Raw genomic sequence first — 17,917 nt, forward strand, 5'->3', positions numbered from 1 at the left:
TTGTCTCGGCATGGATTCCGACGCGGCTTAACCGGCAGCTTCGCCGGCAATCCAGGTCGGATATAAAAAACAACCCGACCGTTGGTTCGGTCAAGTTGCCGTTGAAGCGGATTACTTATACGCTCTTCTGAAATTTGCTGAACATGCCGGAGGAATTCGCCTGCTCTCCGACGTTCCTGTACCCGAGATCGCGATAGAAGTCGTTAAGCACCGATATGCTGGCCAGACAATCCAGCCGCACAACGTGCTTGCCCAATTGCTCCGGCACGGCGCCGTCCACCCATCTCATAATATGCTTGCCGACATCTTGCCCGGCGAATTTGCGATCGATCGCTAAACGATGTAAATAGATCGCGGAATGATCTCCCGATACCTCGCCCCACAGATCCCGATCCCAGGCGCTTGGCTCCTGCATCAAGATGACCATGCCCGCAACGCGGTAGTCCTTCTTGAACAGGTACACTTCTCCGCGGCTGATCGCCTCTGGGGTATTGCTGGAGTCCTCGCCCTTAAGCAGCCCGTTCCATTGCGTGGAGCCCTTCATGAGCAGCCATTCCGCCGTATTCACGAGCAAGCTCATCACTTCCGTCGTATTCTCGGCACTCGCCCGTTCAACACTCGTAAAGATAGACATAACGACGCCTCCTTAATCGTAAAAGATGAATTTATAGTACCCGCGTTGCAGAAAGACAAACCATTCTCTATTCAACGTCGAAGTCGAAATACTTCTTGGGGTAAGGCTCATCCTTCAGCGTGTAATGCCACCATTCTTTATTATAAGGCTTAAACCCGTGTTTAACCATAGCGGCCTTAAGCAGATTCCGATTCGCGGTCTGCTCGGCCGTAATCAGCTTAGTCCCGTGAGCCGATATTTCGCCGAAAAAATCATAGGGACTCCCCATATCCGTCGGGATGCCCGTCCATTTGTCCACGAGCGAGAGATCGACCGTGCTCCCGCGGGAGTGGCCGGATTTCGAGGCTACGAAGCCCAGTTTGAATACCTTCGTCTTGTCCACCTCGGGATAGAAGATCTGCTTCGTCTTCGTATCCTCCGGGTCCTTGGACCAGCGGATGAAGTGATCGACCGCTTTCTGCGGACGGTAAGCATCGTAGATCAGCAGCGCATAGCCCTTGCTCTCCAGCTCGTCGCTGACCGCCTTAAGCGCGGCAGCGGCCTCCGCAGTCAGAATCGCCACAGGCGCCTCGTAGCCCGATATTCTCGTTCCTACGAAATTGTAATCGGTATAATAGCGTATCTCCAGCCGTGCCGAAGGGATAACCTCGTCCGCGTAGACGAAACCTTGCGGGAGCTTCCTCTGCTTCTGTAAGGGCGGCTCCGATTCCAGCTGCTCCTTATTTGCGTTGCTATCCGTCTCCTCAGGCTCATAAGCGGCCGTCAGAGTCGGAGAGGGAGACGAAGACGGAACGGCTGCCGGAGTTGCTTCGGCGCCGACCTGAGCTTCAGGCGGCTCGTTCTTGTCCGGCCTCAAGACGGCCGGACTTTCGGTTGTCGCGACTCGAGTCTCTCCGCCGCATGCCGTCAGAAGCAAGAAGGAGCCCAACAGCAACAGCGTCAGCGGCGCGCTTGCGCCAAGTCTGCGCATGAACGTCCGGTTCATACCCATCCATTCCTCCATCCGGTAACATGCGATATAATTGAAGCCAGCAACGGGTGATGTCAACCTCCAATAGCATGCAGGGCGATCCGCCCGCGCGCTCAAGGTTCTGTCGCCTCGCTTATTCTGACCGAAGGAGATGTCCCGATGCCCGCCGCCCAACGTATCGATTGCATGAAGTGCAAGCATTTCTACGTCACTTGGGACCCTCGGTTCCCGAAAGGCTGCAAAGCCTTCGGGTTCAAGTCCCACACCTTGCCGAGCCTTACCGTGCGCTCCTCCTCGGGTCAGCCTTGCATGATGTTCGAGCCGAAGACGCCTTCAGGAGGCTCCGCTCGGCCTTGAAGCCGCGCTTTACTTAAACTTCTTCCAATCCTGAGAAGAATTGTTCAGAAGGTATCCGAAATCTTGCTCTTGCCGTTTCCGCACCTCTTCCCTCGCGGCTTCGGCCTCCTTGCGCTTCGCCTCCGCAGCCCTGACTTCCTCCTGCTTAAGCGACTCCGCTTGCAGCTTAAGCTTGGCAAGGGTGTCGGCGCCCAATCTGTCCTTTAACGTAACGGGCTTATCCGTCTGCTCCGGCGAAGCTCCCTTGGAATCTCTCATTTTCTTGCGTCCTGCATTCGCCACGACTTCTCCCTCCTTTCTCCTATCCTCTTGGACGATAGCGGCATGCGATCAGACTTCGCCGTTATCCAGCTCCGCGATCACTTCCCGAAACCGATCCGGGAAATCGGTATGCACGCCGTCCACGCCCCAGTTGACCGTATTCTCCATGTTCACTTGATAGTTGACCGTATACGGATAGATCAGCAAGCCGGATGCCTTGACTTTATGCACATAGCTTTCGTCGATCCGCAGGTAATTCACGCCGATGCCGTTCGCATAGCCGCCGATCTCCGTCAGCATGGCTTGGGAAATACGCGCCGTCCTGTTGTACCAGAGCAATTGGAACAGCGGAACGTCCTTGTCCCAGCTCCGAATCTTGACCAGACTCTCCTTGCTGAACGATTGTACCGCAACATGCGCCTTCAGGTCGAACTCCTCCACCAGCGCCCACAGCTTTTCCTCCATGCCCGGGTACTCTTCCGGGTCTTTCGTCTCCAGCATGTATCGGGTATTTTTGCCGAAGGCTTCGAAAATCTCGCGCAGCGTCGGCACCCGCTCGCTCGCATATTCCTCCCGCGCGTAGATGGGATACTTGTCGTTGAACCAGCTCCCCGCATCCAGCGATTGGAGCTCCGCCAGCGTCATGTTCTTCACGCGTCCCGTACCGTTCGTCGTCCGGTTCACCGTCTTGTCATGCATCGCGACCAGTTGTCCGTCCTTCGTCTCCTGCAGGTCGATCTCGATATAGTCCGCCTTCATTCTGACCCCCAGCCTGTAGGAGGCCAATGTGCACTCCGGCGCATATCCCGAAGCCCCCCGGTGCGCAACCGTGACGATGCCTTCCTTCGGAAAAAACAAGCTGGGAAAATCGAACCGGTGACCTGAGAGCAGCACTATGACGCTCGTCAAAGCCAGCAGCAGCATCAGATGCAGGGCGTAGAAATACAATCGGGTAATGCGTAACGGCTGTAGCAGCTTCTTGAACATATAGCCCTCCCGGCGGTCTGGGTGCGCACTCGTCTGCGGCTTATTCAAATACTAACATTTTCACCGCCTCGCCGAAAGCCAAAACGAACCCCTCTTCGGCAGACGAGGGGTTCGAGAGAATGAAAATACGGTTCCGATCAGCTCGGAGAGTCCGCCTGCTTGCGAAGCTGCGCGGAAGAGATTACCTCGGACTGCGGCTTTACCTTCTTGATGAAGAACGCCAACGCCAGCGCCGCAACCGTCATCCACGTCGCGATGACAAAGGCGTGGTTGATGCCGAAGATTGTGCCCTGCTGCGTCGCCTCCAGCATTCCCGCCTCATCGGTCTTGGCTATGCTGCCCGCGATCACCAGCTCCTTCACCCGGCTGGCTGCGGTATTCGTCATCACCGTAACCAGAAATGCGGTGCCAAGGGCTCCCGCGACATTGCGAAGCGTCTGGGACATCGCGGAGCCGTGCGCATTCAGGCGCTGCGGCAGCTGGTTCATGCCCGCGGTCTGAATCGGCATCATCAGCATGGACATCCCGAACATGCGCATCGTATACATAAGAATCATATGCGTGTAAGTCGTATCGATCGTAAGCTTGCTGAATTCGTAGGTGGTGATTACCGTGATGACCAAGCCAGCCACCGAAAGCCAACGGGCGCCGACCTTGTCGAAAATAATGCCGGTAATCGGCGACATAATGCCCATCAGGATCGCGCCCGGGAGCAGGAGCAGCCCGGCTTCCAGCGGCGAGAAGTCCCGAATGTTCTGCAGGTAAATCGGTAAGAGAATCATGCCGGAATACATCGACATCGTAATAATCATATTGATGACCGTCGTAAGCGAGTACATGCCGTACCTGAATACCCGGAATTCCAGAATCGGCTTCTCAATCGTCCATTCTCTCCAGAAGAACAACAGCAAGGCCGTCGCGCCAACGACCAGACTGACGATGACCCGAGCGCTGCCCCATCCGTCGTGTCCGGCGTCGCTGAAGCCGTACAGCAGTCCTCCGAACCCGAGCGTGGAAAAAATAATGCCGAGCGAATCCAGCTTGGGCTTCGAAATCCGGGTAACGTTCTTCATCGAGATCAAGCCGAAAATTAAAGCAAACAGCGAAATCGGCAAAACGATGTAAAACAGCAGTCTCCAGTCGTAGTGCTCGACGATCCACCCTGACAATGTCGGACCGACAGCCGGCGCGAAAATCATCGCAAGCCCCATCATGCCCATCGCTTTGCCGCGTTCTTCAATCGGGAAGATGGTCAAGAAGATGAACGACATGAGCGGCATGAGAATGCCTGCGCCCGCCGCCTGGATCAACCGCCCGATCAGCAGCACCTCGAAGTTCGGAGCAACCGCGCAAATGATCGTCCCCAGCGTAAACAGTCCGACCGACGTTCCGAACAGCTGTCTCGTCGTAAACCGATCGATCAGATAAGCGCTGACGGGAATCAGCACGCCGTTAACCAGCAAATAGCCCGTAGACAGCCATTGAATCGTATTGGCGCTGATTCCGAGATCGATCATCATCTTCGGGAGCGCGACGTTCAACAGGGTTTGGGCAAGGATCGCGACGAATGCCCCGATCAGCAGAGCCGCTACAATCGGCCCTCTCTTCAGCGTAGAACCTGGATTACTCATGTTCCTCTTCCTCTCTCTGTCTCTGTATGATGCGCACGATTTGCTTGTGTATGCGCAGAAGGTGCTTCTCATCCTCCGGTGTAATGCCCAACAGGGCCGCGGACAACTCCGTCGCCCTCATCGCCTTGACGTTGCTTCGCAACTGCTCTCCCTCGGAGGTGAGCGTGAGCCGGATCGAACGGCGATCCGATTCCGGCCTCTCGCGCTCCAGCCAGCCGGATCGAACCATGCGTTCGACGATTCCGCTTGTCGTGCTCGTTACGGAATGGATTTTCTCGGAAAGCTCGTTCAGACCGATGCCCGGCTTTTCACCCACAATGCTCAGCACGAAATATTGGACTGGCGTAATGCCCAAGCGCTGTGTCGTTTGCAGGATCGTTTGGTGAAACGCCTGATTCAATTCCCGGAAGGACGAAAAGATTCGTTGAATACGCTCGTTTTCCTCCATCGTATAGCCTCCTCTCCGTCGTACCGTTATCCTTCGCAGAAGAATATTTCGTATACGAAATAAAATACGCCCATTCCTTCGATGTGTCAATGTTTACATATGTCATTTTTATCATAAGTTAGAGACGAAGCCTTTCGCCAAGTCCGCACAACGAAAAGAACCCGCGCGAGGCGCGGGGTTGCATAAGATTCCGAATATGAAAGCCTCAGCACATGGCGACAGGCCATCGGCGGCGCTCGTCCTCTTGCTGCGACTTGTAGATTCTCTGCACGCGGGAGGTAAGGGAGGAGGAGATTTCCTGCGGAGCGACGCCCAGATCGGCTCCCAGCTCCGCGCAGGAAATGTGCGCCCCCCCGTCGCGGCCAATCAACGTGACGGTCGTTCCTACCTTCATCTCTCGCGGAAGTCGTACCATCAGCTGATCCATGCCGATTTTTCCGGTTATGGGCACATGTTCTCCTTCAGCAAGCAATGCCGTCCGATTCATCATCTGCGACCAGCCGTCGGCATATCCGATCGGAACCGTCCCGATCCATTCCTCCTCCCGTGCCACATAGCCGTCTGCGTAACCGATTCGGTCGCCCCGACCGATTTTCTTGACGTGAATCAATCGGCTTCGTAGCGACAAGGCCGGCTTCAGGCGAAGCTCCGGCGCAACGCTTCGCGGCGCGAGTCCATACAAGGCAGCCCCGATTCGGGCCATATCCGTCTGCACGTCGGGATAACGAAGCGCAGCGGCGCTGTTCGAGCAGTGATAACGTCCCGCCTCGATACCCGAATTCACGATCCAATCCTTCATCGCCCGGAATTGCTCCGCCTGCTTGCGCATAAAGCCGTCATCCGGATCGCCCGCAGTCGCGAAATGGGTGAACACGCCCTCGACGCGAACGCTGGACAAGCGCAGCCACGGAAGCAGCCTCTCCCATTCCGAGCGCTCGCGAATGCCGATTCTGCCTAAGCCTGTATCCAGCTTCACATGCACGCAGAGAGGCTGCTTGAAGGAGAAGCCTGGACACGCCGCAAGCCGCTCGAACCAGTCGGCGGACCCGACGGTGAGCTCCAGCCGATGCCGGACCGCCAGAGATGCCAGGCGGGGCTCGATTGGCGTCAGAATCAGTATCGGCACGGCAATCCCCTGTCTGCGAAGATCGATCCCCTCGTCCAGATACGCCACAGCCAGACTGTCCGCTCCCGAGCGAATCGCTTCCCGGGCGGTTTCCGTTGCTCCATGACCGTAACCGTTGGCCTTGACGACGGCCATAAGCGCCGTCGTCTGCGGCAAGCGGGAGCGAATCTGGCGAACATTGTTTCGAATGCAGCCGAGATCAATCTCCGCTCGTGTGTCCCGGCGAATGGATGGGAACGTCATCCCGCCCCCTCCTTTCCTATCTCGCATGCTCTCTTGCCCCGGACTCGCGTAGAACGGCGACCGCTTCTTCCAACTGCATCGCCCTTGACGATTTGACGAGCACGACGGCGCCGGGTCGAAGCACCGATCGCACATGCTCCATCATGGCCTGCTTGTCCGAATAGTGATAAACGCGATTGACGGTCATTCTTCTTGCTGCCCCATCCGCCATATGAACGGATAACGGCCCATAGGCGAACAGATAGTCCAGTCTGTTCTCATCGATTTGCGCTCCTACCTCATGATGCAGGGAAACCGACTGCTCCCCCAGATCGTGCATATCCCCGAGTACAGCGATTCTTTGGGATGCGTCCTGCCACAAATACAAGGTCTCAAGCGCCGCCTTCGCGCTGGACGGATTGGATTTGTAGGTATCGTTAAGGATGATCGCGTCTTCCGTTACCACAATTTCGTTGCGCATGCCGGTAATCTCCGCCTGGGCCAGTCCTTGTCGCGCGATTTCGGTTCCCTCGGCTGTGATCTCCAGAACCGCCGCAATCACGGCTAAAGCGTTCAGGATCTGATGGCGTCCAGCCAAAGGCAGCTCGAATTCAACTCCCGGGAAGCGACTCACCGTAAACTTCGAGCCTTGTGCGCACAGCTCCAGCATCCCGGGGAAGTAATCGTTATAGCCTTCAATGCCGAAGGTGAGGCACTGCGGCTTAGTGCTCATCGCCTGAACGGCAGAGGAAAGGAGCAGGTGATCGCCGTGATAGATGAGCTTGCCGCCTCTGCGCAGTCCCGATACAATCTCCAGCTTCGCCTGAACGATATGGCGCATGCTGCCGAGATCGCCGAGATGCGCTTCTCCGATACTCGTAATGATCGCCAGGTCCGGCTGGGCAATCCACGACAGCCGCTCGATCTCGCCAAGCCCCGACATGCCCATCTCCACGACCGCGATGTCCGTGTCTTCGTCCATATCCAGCAGCGTTAACGGAACGCCAAGATGATTGTTCAGGTTTCCTTGCGTCTTGTGAGTTTTGCAGCTTAGGTACAGGCATCCCGCCAGCATGTCCTTCGTTGAGGTTTTGCCGTTGCTCCCGGTAATGCCGATAACCTTCGTTCGCAGCTCTTCCCGGTAGCCTCTTGCCAGGCTCTGCAAGGCAACCAGCGTATCCTCGACCATCAGCACCGGTACTTTTCCCAGCGGCGGTGGAGTCGGCTCATTGCGATTCCACAGCACGGCAGCCGCGCCTGCCGCAATCGCCGCATCGGCGAAGCGATGACCGTTAAAGCGCTCGCCGACGATCGGAACGTACAGATTGCCCTTGCGAAGGGTGCGGGTATCGATCGAAACTCCGACGACCAGCAAGCGGCTTTGATCCTTGGTCGGGAAACTGGAGCCCGCCAGCTCGCTGATTCGTTGCAGCGTTCTTCTTATCATGGTCCCGTCACCTCGCGTATTGTATCGATTTTTTGTCCCGGTCGCGGGCGAATGCATAATCGATCAGCTTCTCGACAAGCGCGGAGTAGGTCGTGCCGTCGGTCTTCTCCCACATAACGGGATACATGCTGAACGCCGTGAAGCCCGGCAGCGTGTTCACTTCGTTCACGTACAAGCGCGCTTCGCGATCGACGAAGAAGTCGACCCGGGCTAATCCGGAGCAGCTTAGCTTTCGATACACGTGCTTCGCCGCGGTTCGAATCTGCTGCGTAAGAGAAGCCGGAATATCGGCTGGAATCGACATCTTCAGCTTGCCGCTTTCGTACTTCGCCTCATAGTCGAAGAAAGCCTGATCCTGTATGAACTCTCCCGGCACCGAGGCAAGCGGCTGATCGTTCCCCATGACCGCAACCTGGATTTCTCTCCCGACGATCTCTTTCTCGGCTACAATCTTCCGATCGTACCGGAAGGCCTCGTCGATCGCCGCTTCCAGCTCGCCTTCGTTCAAGCAGCGGCGTATGCCGATGCTCGAACCCATGGATGACGGCTTGATATAAGCGGGGAAACCGATGCTTTGCAGGATGGATTGAACGACGCCTGCTCTGTCCTCGGCCCATTGGGCATGAATGAAGGAGCGGAACTCCGCCTGCCGGAAGCCTTCCGAGGCGAGCAATTCCTTCGTAGCCGTCTTGTCCATGGCGACCGCAGAGGAAAGAACGCCATTCCCGACGTAGGGGATGTCGAGCAATTCCAGAAATCCCTGAATCGTACCGTCTTCCCCGTTCGGTCCATGCAGCAAAGGCAGAGCCACCTTCTCCCCCTCCATCGCGAACAGCCGCGTCAGCACCGCTCCGATCGACAGGCTCGCTTGCTCGAAGGACGGCCGCAGAATAAGCTCGTCCTGGCTTTCCGGCGCCACGATCATTTTGCCGTAGGGACACCATATCCCCTCTCTCGTAATGTAGATGGGATATACCTCGAATTTGCGCGTATCAATAGCTGACAGGACCGTAAATGCGGTTTTTAAGGAAATTTCGTGCTCGGGAGATTTGCCTCCGTAAAGAACGTACAAGAGGGTTCTCGTCATATCTTTCGCCTCCTTTTGGCGCTGGCTTATATATATCTACCTTACCCGACAAAGCTGACGATACCTCTAACATAAGCTTAAATAATGCTTAAGAATGCTAAAAGAATGTTACGATTTGCGGCGGATATCGGGAGGGCTCGAACGGAGGATAGAAGCGAACGAGGAATCACCAATAAACGCAATAGCAAAAAGAGCCTCCGGCCTGCGCAAGGCCCGGAAGCTCTTCTCTTCTTTTATTTCACTGCGTCAGCGCGCATGCTCGATGAATTTGTCCACGACGCGGTCGATAAAGCGCAACGTCGATTCGTCGACGAGCCGATGCGTCGTTTCGTCGAATTTGAGCGCGGCGGAGCTGATATAGATTTCGCTGCCCGCCGGCGGAAGAAGCCTGGCTTGAATGCCGGGGCTGGCCAGAATCTCGCGGAGGTGAAGCTGGGCGCGGATCGTCCCCATCATTCCGGGCGATACCCCCGCCGTCATCACCGGCTTGCCGATCAACACCTTGTCACCCCTGGACAGCCAGTCAATCGCGTTCTTAAGCACGCCTGGCACGGACCAATTGTATTCGGGCGTAACGATCAGCACGCCGTCCGCCGCTCCGACCTTGCGCAGAAACTGCTGAACGGCGGACGGCGGATTCAGTTCAATGTCCTGATCGAAGAACGGAAGAGATCGAATGTCCGCAATTTCCAGATCCAGCTTGTTGATATAACGCTCCTTCATCGTATGAGCCAGCTGCAGATTGTAGGAACCCTGTCTAAGACTTCCAATGAGTACAGCGATGGATAACATCCGATCACAACCTCCTTTTGGTGGTTTTGCAGTCTCTTTCCTTATTTTAGCACCAGCCGGAGGCAAGACACAATTCCTTTTGCACGGTCGATCTTACACCGATTGCAGCTCGACTCCATCGGGAAGCAGACTTTGCACAAGCTCTCTCAACCGACCATCCGTGTGTATTTTCCCGTCAAGGAGGGCAATGATGCCGTGATCCTCTCGCGCCCTGATCAATCGTCCGATCCCCTGCTTCAGACGAAGCAGCATATAGGGCAGATCCACCTCATCGTATGGGAACGCGGCATCCTTACGCTTGGCGGCAAAGACCGGATCGTTCGGGGGAAAAGGAAGCGACCATACGATCACGTTCGACAGGGACGGCCCCGGGATATCCAGACCCTCCCACAGGGTTACCGCGCACAGGACGCTTGTCTCTTCCCGCTGAAAATCGGCGATCAGACGACTGATCTCCCGTTCTCCCTCATACAGAAAGGCGAAGCTTTCTGCAGCTCCCAAGTCCGCGAGCGCCCCCCGAAAAGCCTCCAGCTCCTCCCGCGAAGGAAACAGCATCAGCGCCCTCCCTTCCGTTCGCTCCAGCATACGGATAGCCGCTTTCGCTTTTCCGATTGTCTCGTCTCCCGGCTGTACTGGAGCAAGCACCTTCATCCGCGTCCCATATTCGTAAGGAGAATCCACGCGGAAGGACAAATAGCGGTCGATGCCGAGCGCTTCGGCCATATACTCGAAGGAGCCGTTCACGGAGAGCGTGGCGGAAGAAAATACGATCGGCATCCCCTGCCCGAAAACCCGTTCGCGCAGCACTTCCTTCACCGCTCTGGGCATGATGACGAGCGTCAGCCCAGCAGGACTGTCCGTCGCCCAGCAGATCAAAGAGCCGGAGCTTTGGAACAACACCAGCGCCTTCTGCATCATCTCCAGATGCTCTTCGACGATACGCAGCTGATAGCCGTCGAGATTAAACAGCTCGCTCTCGAATACGAGCTCCTCCTCAATGCCGTCCAACACCTGTCGTAAACGCGCCACTGCCTCCGCAAGCTCCTGGGAAAGCACAACCTCGAGGCGATCCGATCCGGGAACGGAACGGCTATAGCGCCGAAGGCAATCGAACAGCATTTCGCTTCGCTCGATCGCCTCATCGATCTTCACCGCCAGCGTCTCGCGAATCTCGTTCTTCAGCAGCCTCGTAAGGAGCTGCTCAAAATGCTCATGCTTAATTCGATACGTCAGCGCCTTCTGCGCCGCCGCTTCCAATAGATGCCCTTCGTCGAATATAACCGCGCAATGCTCGGGCAGCAGCGGGAGCTGTCCTTCCCGCTTTCGGCCTTCATACGTCCAGGCATGCTCCATGTAGAAATCGTGGGAGCAAACGATCAGATCGGCGGACTGTCTGTAATGCTCGCGGGAAAGCGTCTGCCCGCAGCGATGCCGTTTCTCGCACACAAAGCAATCCTGGAACGGATCCCAGCTGATTCTGTCCCACTGACGGTCGTTCAGATGGGCGTATTGCTTGCGATCTCCGTAGGCATAGAACGCCTGCATTCCTTCGCTCTTATTTACGAACGCCGGAAGCTCCTCGTACAGTGCCCGGTAAAGCTCCGTATCCTCATACTCCGTCCTTGCGGCGTCAAGCTTGTTAAGACACAAGTACCGGTCCTGCGACTTGGCAAGTCTGGCGTCGATCGCCAGGCCCAGATGCCGAGTCAGCTTCGCAATATCCCCTTCGGGCTTGACCAGCTGCTCGATCAACGACTCGTCCGCGCAGGCCACGACCACCGGCTTCCGATGATAACGCGCATAACATACCGCATAGAGCAAATAGGCAAGCGTCTTGCCCGTGCCGACACCCGCTTCGGCGAATATCGTCTGCTTGTCCGTAAAGGCCCGCTCAAGCTGAAAAGCCATGAAAATCTGCTCGTCGCGCACCTCGAAGCCCGCCTCGGGCAATATCTCGTAGAAAACATCCGCCGCCCATTCCCCGACCTGCTGCAGAAAAGGCTTGGCGTGTTCATATTCAAAGGGATAACGATTCAATAAGGAAAGCCTCCACAACATCTAGTCGAGACATTATTGCACGATCATACGGCAAAATGCAAAGAAATCTTCCCGGAACGCGTATGCCCGGGTTGTCAAGATGCTGCGGATGTGAAAAGTCTAATCTTATTATCAGAATTTGCGAAATCGGCAGCGGGGGCAGGCTATTCCGCTGTTACTAGCAATTGATGGGGGAAAACGATGTGTTAATGTGGGTAGCAGAGAACTTGCCGCACCTACAGAACTAACTTACAGGAGGCGTTAGGATCATGAAAAACAACTTCGTTCGTTCCAATATAGGCAAAGCGGTGGCCGGGGCTGCGCTCAGCGTGACGATCGCATTATCTGCGGGCTCGATCTTCGCAGGAGGTCCAACGGCATTCGCCGCCGCGACCAAGTCGACAACAGCCGTATCCAAAGCGACCAGCGCGTCGGTCGCAGACGACATTATCGCTACGGGCAAGAAGTTCATGGGCGTGCGTTATCTCTACGGCGCCGAATCCAATCGGACGGATGCATTCGATTGCTCCTCGTTCCTGCAGTACATTTTCAAACAAAATGGAATCCAGCTCCCCCGTTCTTCCCGCGACCAGTCCAAAGTCGGCGTGGCCGTGAAGAAAAGCGATCTCCAGCCGGGCGATCTGGTGTTCTCCGATACGAACCGGGACGGCGTGATCAATCATGTCAGCCTCTATATCGGAGACGGCAAGCTCCTTCACACCTATCGGGTCGGAATCGGCGTCACGATCTCCGATTTCGAGGGCAGCGCTTGGGACCGGAATTACGTGACCGCTCGCAGGGTCATTCCGCAGGATGCCGACAATGGCTCCGGCGACGCGCAAAGCGGCGAGAATTCCTCGCAGGACAATTCTGCGGGCCAGAATGATCTTACGGGCACCGATGCCTCGGATAATGAAGTATCCCAACCCTACAAGACTCCATTCGCTGCGCCTTCTTATTGGAAGCAAGTGCGCAACTACCGCTAGACGCGGCCTCATAAGCTTCAGTTATTGAAGCGGCGCCTCGAATGGGCAAAGCGATTTTGTCGCATTGTCCATTCGCCGGCGCCGCTTTTGTCATGCCTACGCGCCCGCGCCTATGCTATAATCAACTGAGCTTGAGTTCATAAGGACGATTGGCCAAGCAAGAAGATGGAGGCGGCTCGGTGACAATAAAGAAAAACGAAGGTTATCGGATCGCTTATGCGATTTCTTTTCTGTTCCATCCTTTTATCATTGTCGTTCCTTTGTTCTTTATCGTCTCCCTGCGTTTCGCTATTCATCCGCTTGAAGGCGTGTTATGGGGAAGTCTCGTCAGCCTTGGCGTTTCCGCTGCTCCGTTCGCGTTGATCCGCCGGGGCGTCGCGCAAGGACGCTTGACGGATTACGATGTCAGCAGGCGAGAGCAGCGCCTGCTTCCCTTTCTATATACCCTCATCTGCATGGGCGCCGCACTGGCTTTGCTGATCGTGTTCGATGCGGCCATCCAGGTGCTGGCGGTCTTCATCGGCATGGTCTGCGCGGTCGCGTCGGCGCTGCTGGTCACCCATCTGGCCCGCTGGAAGATCAGCCTGCACCTGATCGGCATTACGGGAGCGGTGCTGACGCTCAGCCTGCTTGTAACGCCCAGTGCCAGTTGGCTCTCCCCCCTCATCGTCCTTGTCGGCTGGGCAAGATGGCGCGTCGGCGCTCACACGGCTTGGCAAGCGATTACCGGCGCCGTCCTTGCAGCCGCCGTTACGGGCGCCATCTACCGATTATTCGGATTGTAACTGATCAGGAGGCCGTTGTCCCGGATGAACTGGAAACCCGATAAAGCTTCGCACAGCCCCGTATATGTCCAGATCGCGGAACATTTCGAGGGTCGCATGAGAAACGGCGAATATCCTTCCGGCAGCCGCCTGCCTTCGGAGCGAGCGCTGGCCTCCCAGTTGGGCGTCAATCGCAGCACGATCGTCTCCGCGTACGATCATCTTGCATCGCTCGGACTCGTTCACCGGGTCAAAGGATTAGGGACCCTCGCCTCCGCCCGCTCTGTCTGCGAGCAGGATACGAAACGCGTGCCCAATTGGGAGCAGTACGCCAAGAGCGGCTCCTTACACCCAAACGACCCGATCACGCAGCGTATTCACGCGGTTCTCGGGTCGGACAAGTCCTATATTAATTTCGCGATCGGGGAATTGAGTTCCGATCTGTTTCCCATCGAGCTGATGCAGCATGCGCACAGCCTCATTGAAGTCAGCCAGTATTTGGGCTATGAGCATATGCAAGGCAACGAAGGACTACGAGAAAGCATTTCCCGGCATCTTCGCTCGCATCGAGGCTTCGCCTCCTCGGCCTCCTCTATTCTGGTGACCTCAGGAGCGCAGCAAGCGATTCAATTAATCGTGCAAGGTCTGCTGCAGCCGGGAGATGCGGTAGCGATCGAGGATCCTTCCTACTCGTTTTCCCTGCCTATTTTCCGCTCTGCGGGGTTGCGCACCTGCCTGCTTCCCGTCGACCACGACGGAATCGATCCCGAGCAGCTCATTCCCCTCTATCGACGGCACCGGATCAAAATGGTTTTCATCAACCCGACCTTCCATAACCCGACAGGGGCAACGATGTCCATGGAACGAAGGAGAAGGCTTCTGGAGCTGTCGACGCATTACGGCTTCGCCATCGTAGAGGATGATCCCTACAGCCTGACCGGATTCGGGCGAGAGCCGGCTGGCACGTTAAAGTCGCTCGACCGCGACGGCTCCGTGCTGTATGTGAGTTCGCTGTCCAAGATTGTCTCGTCCGGTCTGCGCATCGGCTGGATCGCGGGACCGCAATCCGTCATTCGAAGGCTGACCGACGCCAAGCAGCAGCTTGATTTCGGTCATGCCAATCTTCCGCAATGGATCGCAGCGCGGTTGCTTGATTCCTCGCGGATGGACGAGCACCTCTCCAGGTTGAGAGCCGGATTGCAGAGCAAGCTCCTCCGAACGGCCGAAGCCCTCCGATCGGAGCTTGGCGACCAAGTTCTCTATCGGCTGCCGCAGGGTGGCGTTCATCTCTGGTGCGAATTAAACGGACGCTGGGACGAGCTCGGCCTGTTCCGCCGGGGGATCGACAACGGCGTCGTCGTGACGCCCGGCAGCACGCTCGGCTCGACTTCCCGACATGTCCGGCTCACCTACAGCCGGGTCAACGACGAATGGATCGGCCCCGGTATCGAGCGCTTCGCGGAGGCTTATCGGCAAAGCCTGAATTAATCACCCATAATCAGGACGAATACGACAACGACGGCGACAATCGTCACGCCGTAGAACAGCAGCAGTCTGCCCAGCTTCCGCTTCATATTGACGGAATACCCGCTGTTGCTCTCCTTGTCGCCTAATGTAGAGCCGACCTTCATGGTTAGCACGACCCCCGCCGCCATTACGATCAAGGTTAAGATCAAAATTACATTTGTGCTCATAAGGGACACCTTCCTCTGAGCTCATTGTACCCTTTTTGCTACCCCCTGTGACCATCCACTCCGGCAGGCGGCGGACCATCCACTCGATCATGGATTCCGCCTATAGCCCGCTTCTCTGGTCTTCGCAACAGAGGAGCCAAAATCATGGCTCCAAGCAGGAACAATATCCCGGATATTGAATAGACGAATTGCAGCGACACGCTCTCCTTTAATGTCCCCGCGAAGCCCATGCCAATCACCATCATACCCATGAACATCGGAGTCATTGCTCCTCCCGTTCTTCCGATGAAGGCAGCCTGCGTATTCTGCATGATCATTGTATTAATTCCAATCAGGATAAGCGGGTAGCACAGTCCGTTGACGATTTGCAGCCCAAACGTCAGCAGCAGACTCTCGGACCAGCCGATTCCGATTGTCCCGACCATACTGACGAGAAGGCCGGCTGCAAGCATCGTTTGCGGCCTGATCTTCTTGGCGACCGTCATGATCAGCGCTCCCCCGACCATCGTAGCCGTTCCGTTTGCCATGAGAAGCCATTGCAGAAACTCGCGTTCGCGCCCCAGGTTCTCAAGCGTTACGAAAACCAAGAGCGGCTGGATCAAGCCGACTGCGAGTCCGGAAACCGCGAAGGTGCCTGCGAGGGTGCGCAGGATGCGATGCTCAATGACATAACGGAATCCCTCCCGGATATCGGCCCACAGATTCCCTTTGCCCTGCGCATCCTTCTGCCGGTTAGACTCCTTCGGAAGTCTCAGGAGGATGACCCCGGATAAGAGACATAAGCCCGACGTGACAAGCAACGAAGTCTCAATCCCGTAAGTCGAATAGACATAAGCACCGGCCACCGGGCCAATGATCAGGAAGAATGCCGTCATCGATTGGTGAACGGCCATCACGCCTTGAAGCTGCTTCTCCGGCACGTGCTTCTTGAACAATTTCATCGCCGCGGGCTGGGAAAATTGCGACAGGATCGAGGAGACAAAAGTAGCGAATAGTAACGTGTGCCAATCTCCATAAGACAGCGCAAGCAGCACGGCAAGAATCGATGCCGAGGAAAGCCAATCGCTGGCCACCATCGTTCGCTTGGCGTTCCACCTGTCGGCGAACGCCCCTCCGACAATGGAGAACACAAAGATCGGAGCGAACTCCGCAATCGAGATCAACGACACATAACGGGAATTATTCCCTGTCACATCGGTGACGTAGAGCAGGATTGCAAAGTTCCTCACCCAGACGCCCAGGTTCAGCGCGATTCTGGACAGCATAATCGTTCGGACATACCGATTGTTCCACATAACCTACTTTTCCTTTCTATTAAAAACAAACATAATATTAATTTGTCTATTAATATACAAACATATTTCATTTTTGTCTATTATAAATTTCGAAACCCAACAAAAAAACCTTCGCCGAGGTTCGACGAAGGCTGTGCGGACTTGCTTAAGCCGCCATTATAACGGTAGATTGGCTTTGCGATACTTCTCCAGCTCCGGGGTAAGCTTGTAGCCATTTTCTTTGGCGACATTCATAAACTTCTGCAGCTTCTGCAAATATGGACTCGAATCGATGTCACTACGCTGGAGTATCGCCTCGTAACCGCGAATCGCGTTAGGCTGCATCTCCTTCGTATCGTAATTGAAAAGCGGCGTATTGTTGGCTCCATAGAAGGTCAGAGCCTCGTAGCTTTGATACAGCTGACGAACCTGGGCGGCCCTGTTGGAATAGGCATAGCGCTGGAGGAAGCTTTCCTGCTGAATCGCGCGCCCGACAAGCTGCTGATAGCCGATGACAATTGCGGCATCCTTCAGGTTGGTTTGAGCGGATTCGGTCGCCATGAGCTCAATATAGGTCTGAATGTCCGGATTAACGGCCTTGACGTAAACCTTAAAGGCTGAATAGTCCATGATCGGATAGAACATTCCCTCCGACGTTTCCAGCTTGTAGCCGCTGGAAGCCGCTTGCTTCAACAAAGCTTTCAGAGACGCGTCTTTCGTCTTGGCCATGACCTTCTCGAAGCTGTCTCCGCGATAGTAGACCTTCGCGATGGCACTCTGTATCGAAGCCTTCTCGAACCGCTTCTGCTGCTCGGGCAATTGTTTCCGTACGGCATTCTCCAGATGAAGAAGCATGATCGTCGCTTGGGACTTGCTCACTTCTTGAATGTGCGCCTTCAAATAGGCCATCGCCGCCGGAAGCTGACCCGGTTTTGCCAGCAAGGCATTGTACTCGCTAACGATCTTGGAAGGCGCGGCTGCTACAGCGGCGGTCACCGCGCGGTAGGGGATCCCTTCCGCTGAGACGCTTGCCGCCGCTGCGCCGGAAACCATTTGAACGGAAAGGGTAAGCGCTGCGATCGTGGTCATAGTCGCTTTGAAGCTGCGTGATTTTTTACTCATGGGTTAATCGACTCCTCTTGAATGGTTTATGCGTTTATAGACCTAGTTTATCGAGGTCTTGTATCTTAGGAATATCGG

Annotated in this window: 18 protein-coding genes; 4 read left to right on the plus strand and 14 right to left on the minus strand. The window is 55.9% G+C overall.

Features of this window, described 5'->3' with window-relative positions; all coding sequences use genetic code 11:
- Positions 1–115: 115 nt before the first annotated feature.
- A complete protein-coding gene (locus tag ACFO1S_RS27735) occupies positions 116–634 on the minus strand; it encodes a GNAT family N-acetyltransferase (protein ID WP_204602993.1) in 519 nt (172 codons plus the stop codon).
- 67 nt (positions 635–701) lie between these two features.
- Entirely contained in the window at positions 702–1,682 is a 981-nt protein-coding gene (locus tag ACFO1S_RS27740) for a M15 family metallopeptidase (RefSeq protein WP_378127976.1), read from the minus strand.
- An 81-nt stretch (positions 1,683–1,763) separates the two neighbouring features.
- On the opposite strand from ACFO1S_RS27740, the gene ACFO1S_RS27745 reads away from it, so the two are divergent.
- Positions 1,764–1,961, plus strand: coding sequence for a uracil-DNA glycosylase (locus tag ACFO1S_RS27745; protein WP_378127978.1), 198 nt, complete (start codon positions 1,764–1,766; stop codon positions 1,959–1,961).
- A 9-nt stretch (positions 1,962–1,970) separates the two neighbouring features.
- Here ACFO1S_RS27745 and ACFO1S_RS27750 read toward each other — a convergent pair whose 3' ends face one another.
- From ACFO1S_RS27750 to ACFO1S_RS27790, 9 genes are all read right to left on the minus strand, one after another.
- The gene (locus ACFO1S_RS27750) at positions 1,971–2,243 is read right to left on the minus strand and encodes a YqkE family protein (protein ID WP_378127980.1); all 273 of its coding nucleotides are present in this window, start codon (positions 2,241–2,243) and stop codon (positions 1,971–1,973) included.
- A 48-nt stretch (positions 2,244–2,291) separates the two neighbouring features.
- Complete coding sequence (locus ACFO1S_RS27755; RefSeq protein WP_204602995.1) at positions 2,292–3,209, minus strand: glycerophosphodiester phosphodiesterase; 918 nt, start codon at positions 3,207–3,209, stop codon at positions 2,292–2,294.
- 137 nt (positions 3,210–3,346) lie between these two features.
- On the minus strand, positions 3,347–4,840 hold the full coding sequence (locus ACFO1S_RS27760) for a DHA2 family efflux MFS transporter permease subunit (RefSeq protein WP_204602996.1): 1,494 nt from the start codon (positions 4,838–4,840) through the stop codon (positions 3,347–3,349).
- Positions 4,833–5,288 (minus strand): MarR family winged helix-turn-helix transcriptional regulator, encoded by a 456-nt coding sequence (locus ACFO1S_RS27765; RefSeq protein ID WP_204602997.1) that lies wholly within the window; start codon positions 5,286–5,288, stop codon positions 4,833–4,835. Before ACFO1S_RS27765 ends, ACFO1S_RS27760 begins: the two co-directional genes overlap by 8 nt.
- Before the next feature lie 205 nt (positions 5,289–5,493).
- Positions 5,494–6,657, minus strand: coding sequence for an alanine racemase (alr, locus tag ACFO1S_RS27770; protein WP_378127982.1), 1,164 nt, complete (start codon positions 6,655–6,657; stop codon positions 5,494–5,496).
- 16 nt (positions 6,658–6,673) lie between these two features.
- Positions 6,674–8,083 (minus strand): UDP-N-acetylmuramoyl-tripeptide--D-alanyl-D-alanine ligase, encoded by a 1,410-nt coding sequence (locus ACFO1S_RS27775; RefSeq protein ID WP_204602998.1) that lies wholly within the window; start codon positions 8,081–8,083, stop codon positions 6,674–6,676.
- 7 nt (positions 8,084–8,090) lie between these two features.
- On the minus strand, positions 8,091–9,170 hold the full coding sequence (locus ACFO1S_RS27780) for a D-alanine--D-alanine ligase family protein (protein ID WP_204602999.1): 1,080 nt from the start codon (positions 9,168–9,170) through the stop codon (positions 8,091–8,093).
- A gap of 246 nt (positions 9,171–9,416) precedes the next feature.
- Positions 9,417–9,962 carry an NADPH-dependent FMN reductase gene (locus ACFO1S_RS27785; RefSeq protein WP_204603000.1) on the minus strand — a complete coding sequence of 182 codons (546 nt, stop codon included), beginning with the start codon at positions 9,960–9,962 and terminating at the stop codon, positions 9,417–9,419.
- Positions 9,963–10,055: 93 nt separating this feature from the next.
- Positions 10,056–11,999 carry an ATP-dependent DNA helicase gene (locus ACFO1S_RS27790; protein WP_204603001.1) on the minus strand — a complete coding sequence of 648 codons (1,944 nt, stop codon included), beginning with the start codon at positions 11,997–11,999 and terminating at the stop codon, positions 10,056–10,058.
- A 269-nt stretch (positions 12,000–12,268) separates the two neighbouring features.
- Here ACFO1S_RS27790 and ACFO1S_RS27795 point away from each other — a divergent pair, with 269 nt between their 5' ends.
- The 3 genes from ACFO1S_RS27795 to ACFO1S_RS27805 all read left to right on the plus strand — a co-directional run bounded on the left by ACFO1S_RS27795 (position 12,269) and on the right by ACFO1S_RS27805 (position 15,237).
- Positions 12,269–12,985, plus strand: a complete 717-nt coding sequence (locus tag ACFO1S_RS27795) for a C40 family peptidase (RefSeq protein WP_204603002.1) — start codon at positions 12,269–12,271, stop codon at positions 12,983–12,985.
- A gap of 179 nt (positions 12,986–13,164) precedes the next feature.
- On the plus strand, positions 13,165–13,770 hold the full coding sequence (locus ACFO1S_RS27800; protein WP_204603003.1) for a hypothetical protein: 606 nt from the start codon (positions 13,165–13,167) through the stop codon (positions 13,768–13,770).
- 24 nt (positions 13,771–13,794) lie between these two features.
- The gene (locus ACFO1S_RS27805) at positions 13,795–15,237 is read left to right on the plus strand and encodes an aminotransferase-like domain-containing protein (protein ID WP_204603004.1); all 1,443 of its coding nucleotides are present in this window, start codon (positions 13,795–13,797) and stop codon (positions 15,235–15,237) included.
- On the opposite strand, the gene ACFO1S_RS27810 is transcribed toward ACFO1S_RS27805, so the two are convergent.
- The 3 genes from ACFO1S_RS27810 to ACFO1S_RS27820 all read right to left on the minus strand — a co-directional run bounded on the left by ACFO1S_RS27810 (position 15,234) and on the right by ACFO1S_RS27820 (position 17,839).
- A complete protein-coding gene (locus ACFO1S_RS27810; protein WP_204603005.1) occupies positions 15,234–15,443 on the minus strand; it encodes a hypothetical protein in 210 nt (69 codons plus the stop codon). The two genes, ACFO1S_RS27805 and ACFO1S_RS27810, sit on opposite strands and share 4 nt — an antisense overlap.
- Before the next feature lie 38 nt (positions 15,444–15,481).
- Positions 15,482–16,738 (minus strand): MFS transporter, encoded by a 1,257-nt coding sequence (locus ACFO1S_RS27815; protein WP_204603006.1) that lies wholly within the window; start codon positions 16,736–16,738, stop codon positions 15,482–15,484.
- 156 nt (positions 16,739–16,894) lie between these two features.
- Positions 16,895–17,839: a hypothetical protein gene (locus tag ACFO1S_RS27820; protein WP_204603007.1), complete on the minus strand. Its 945-nt coding sequence runs from the start codon at positions 17,837–17,839 to the stop codon at positions 16,895–16,897.
- Positions 17,840–17,917 lie beyond the last annotated feature (78 nt).

Source organism: Cohnella boryungensis, from assembly GCF_042651945.1.
Lineage (GTDB): Bacteria > Bacillota > Bacilli > Paenibacillales > Paenibacillaceae > Cohnella > Cohnella boryungensis.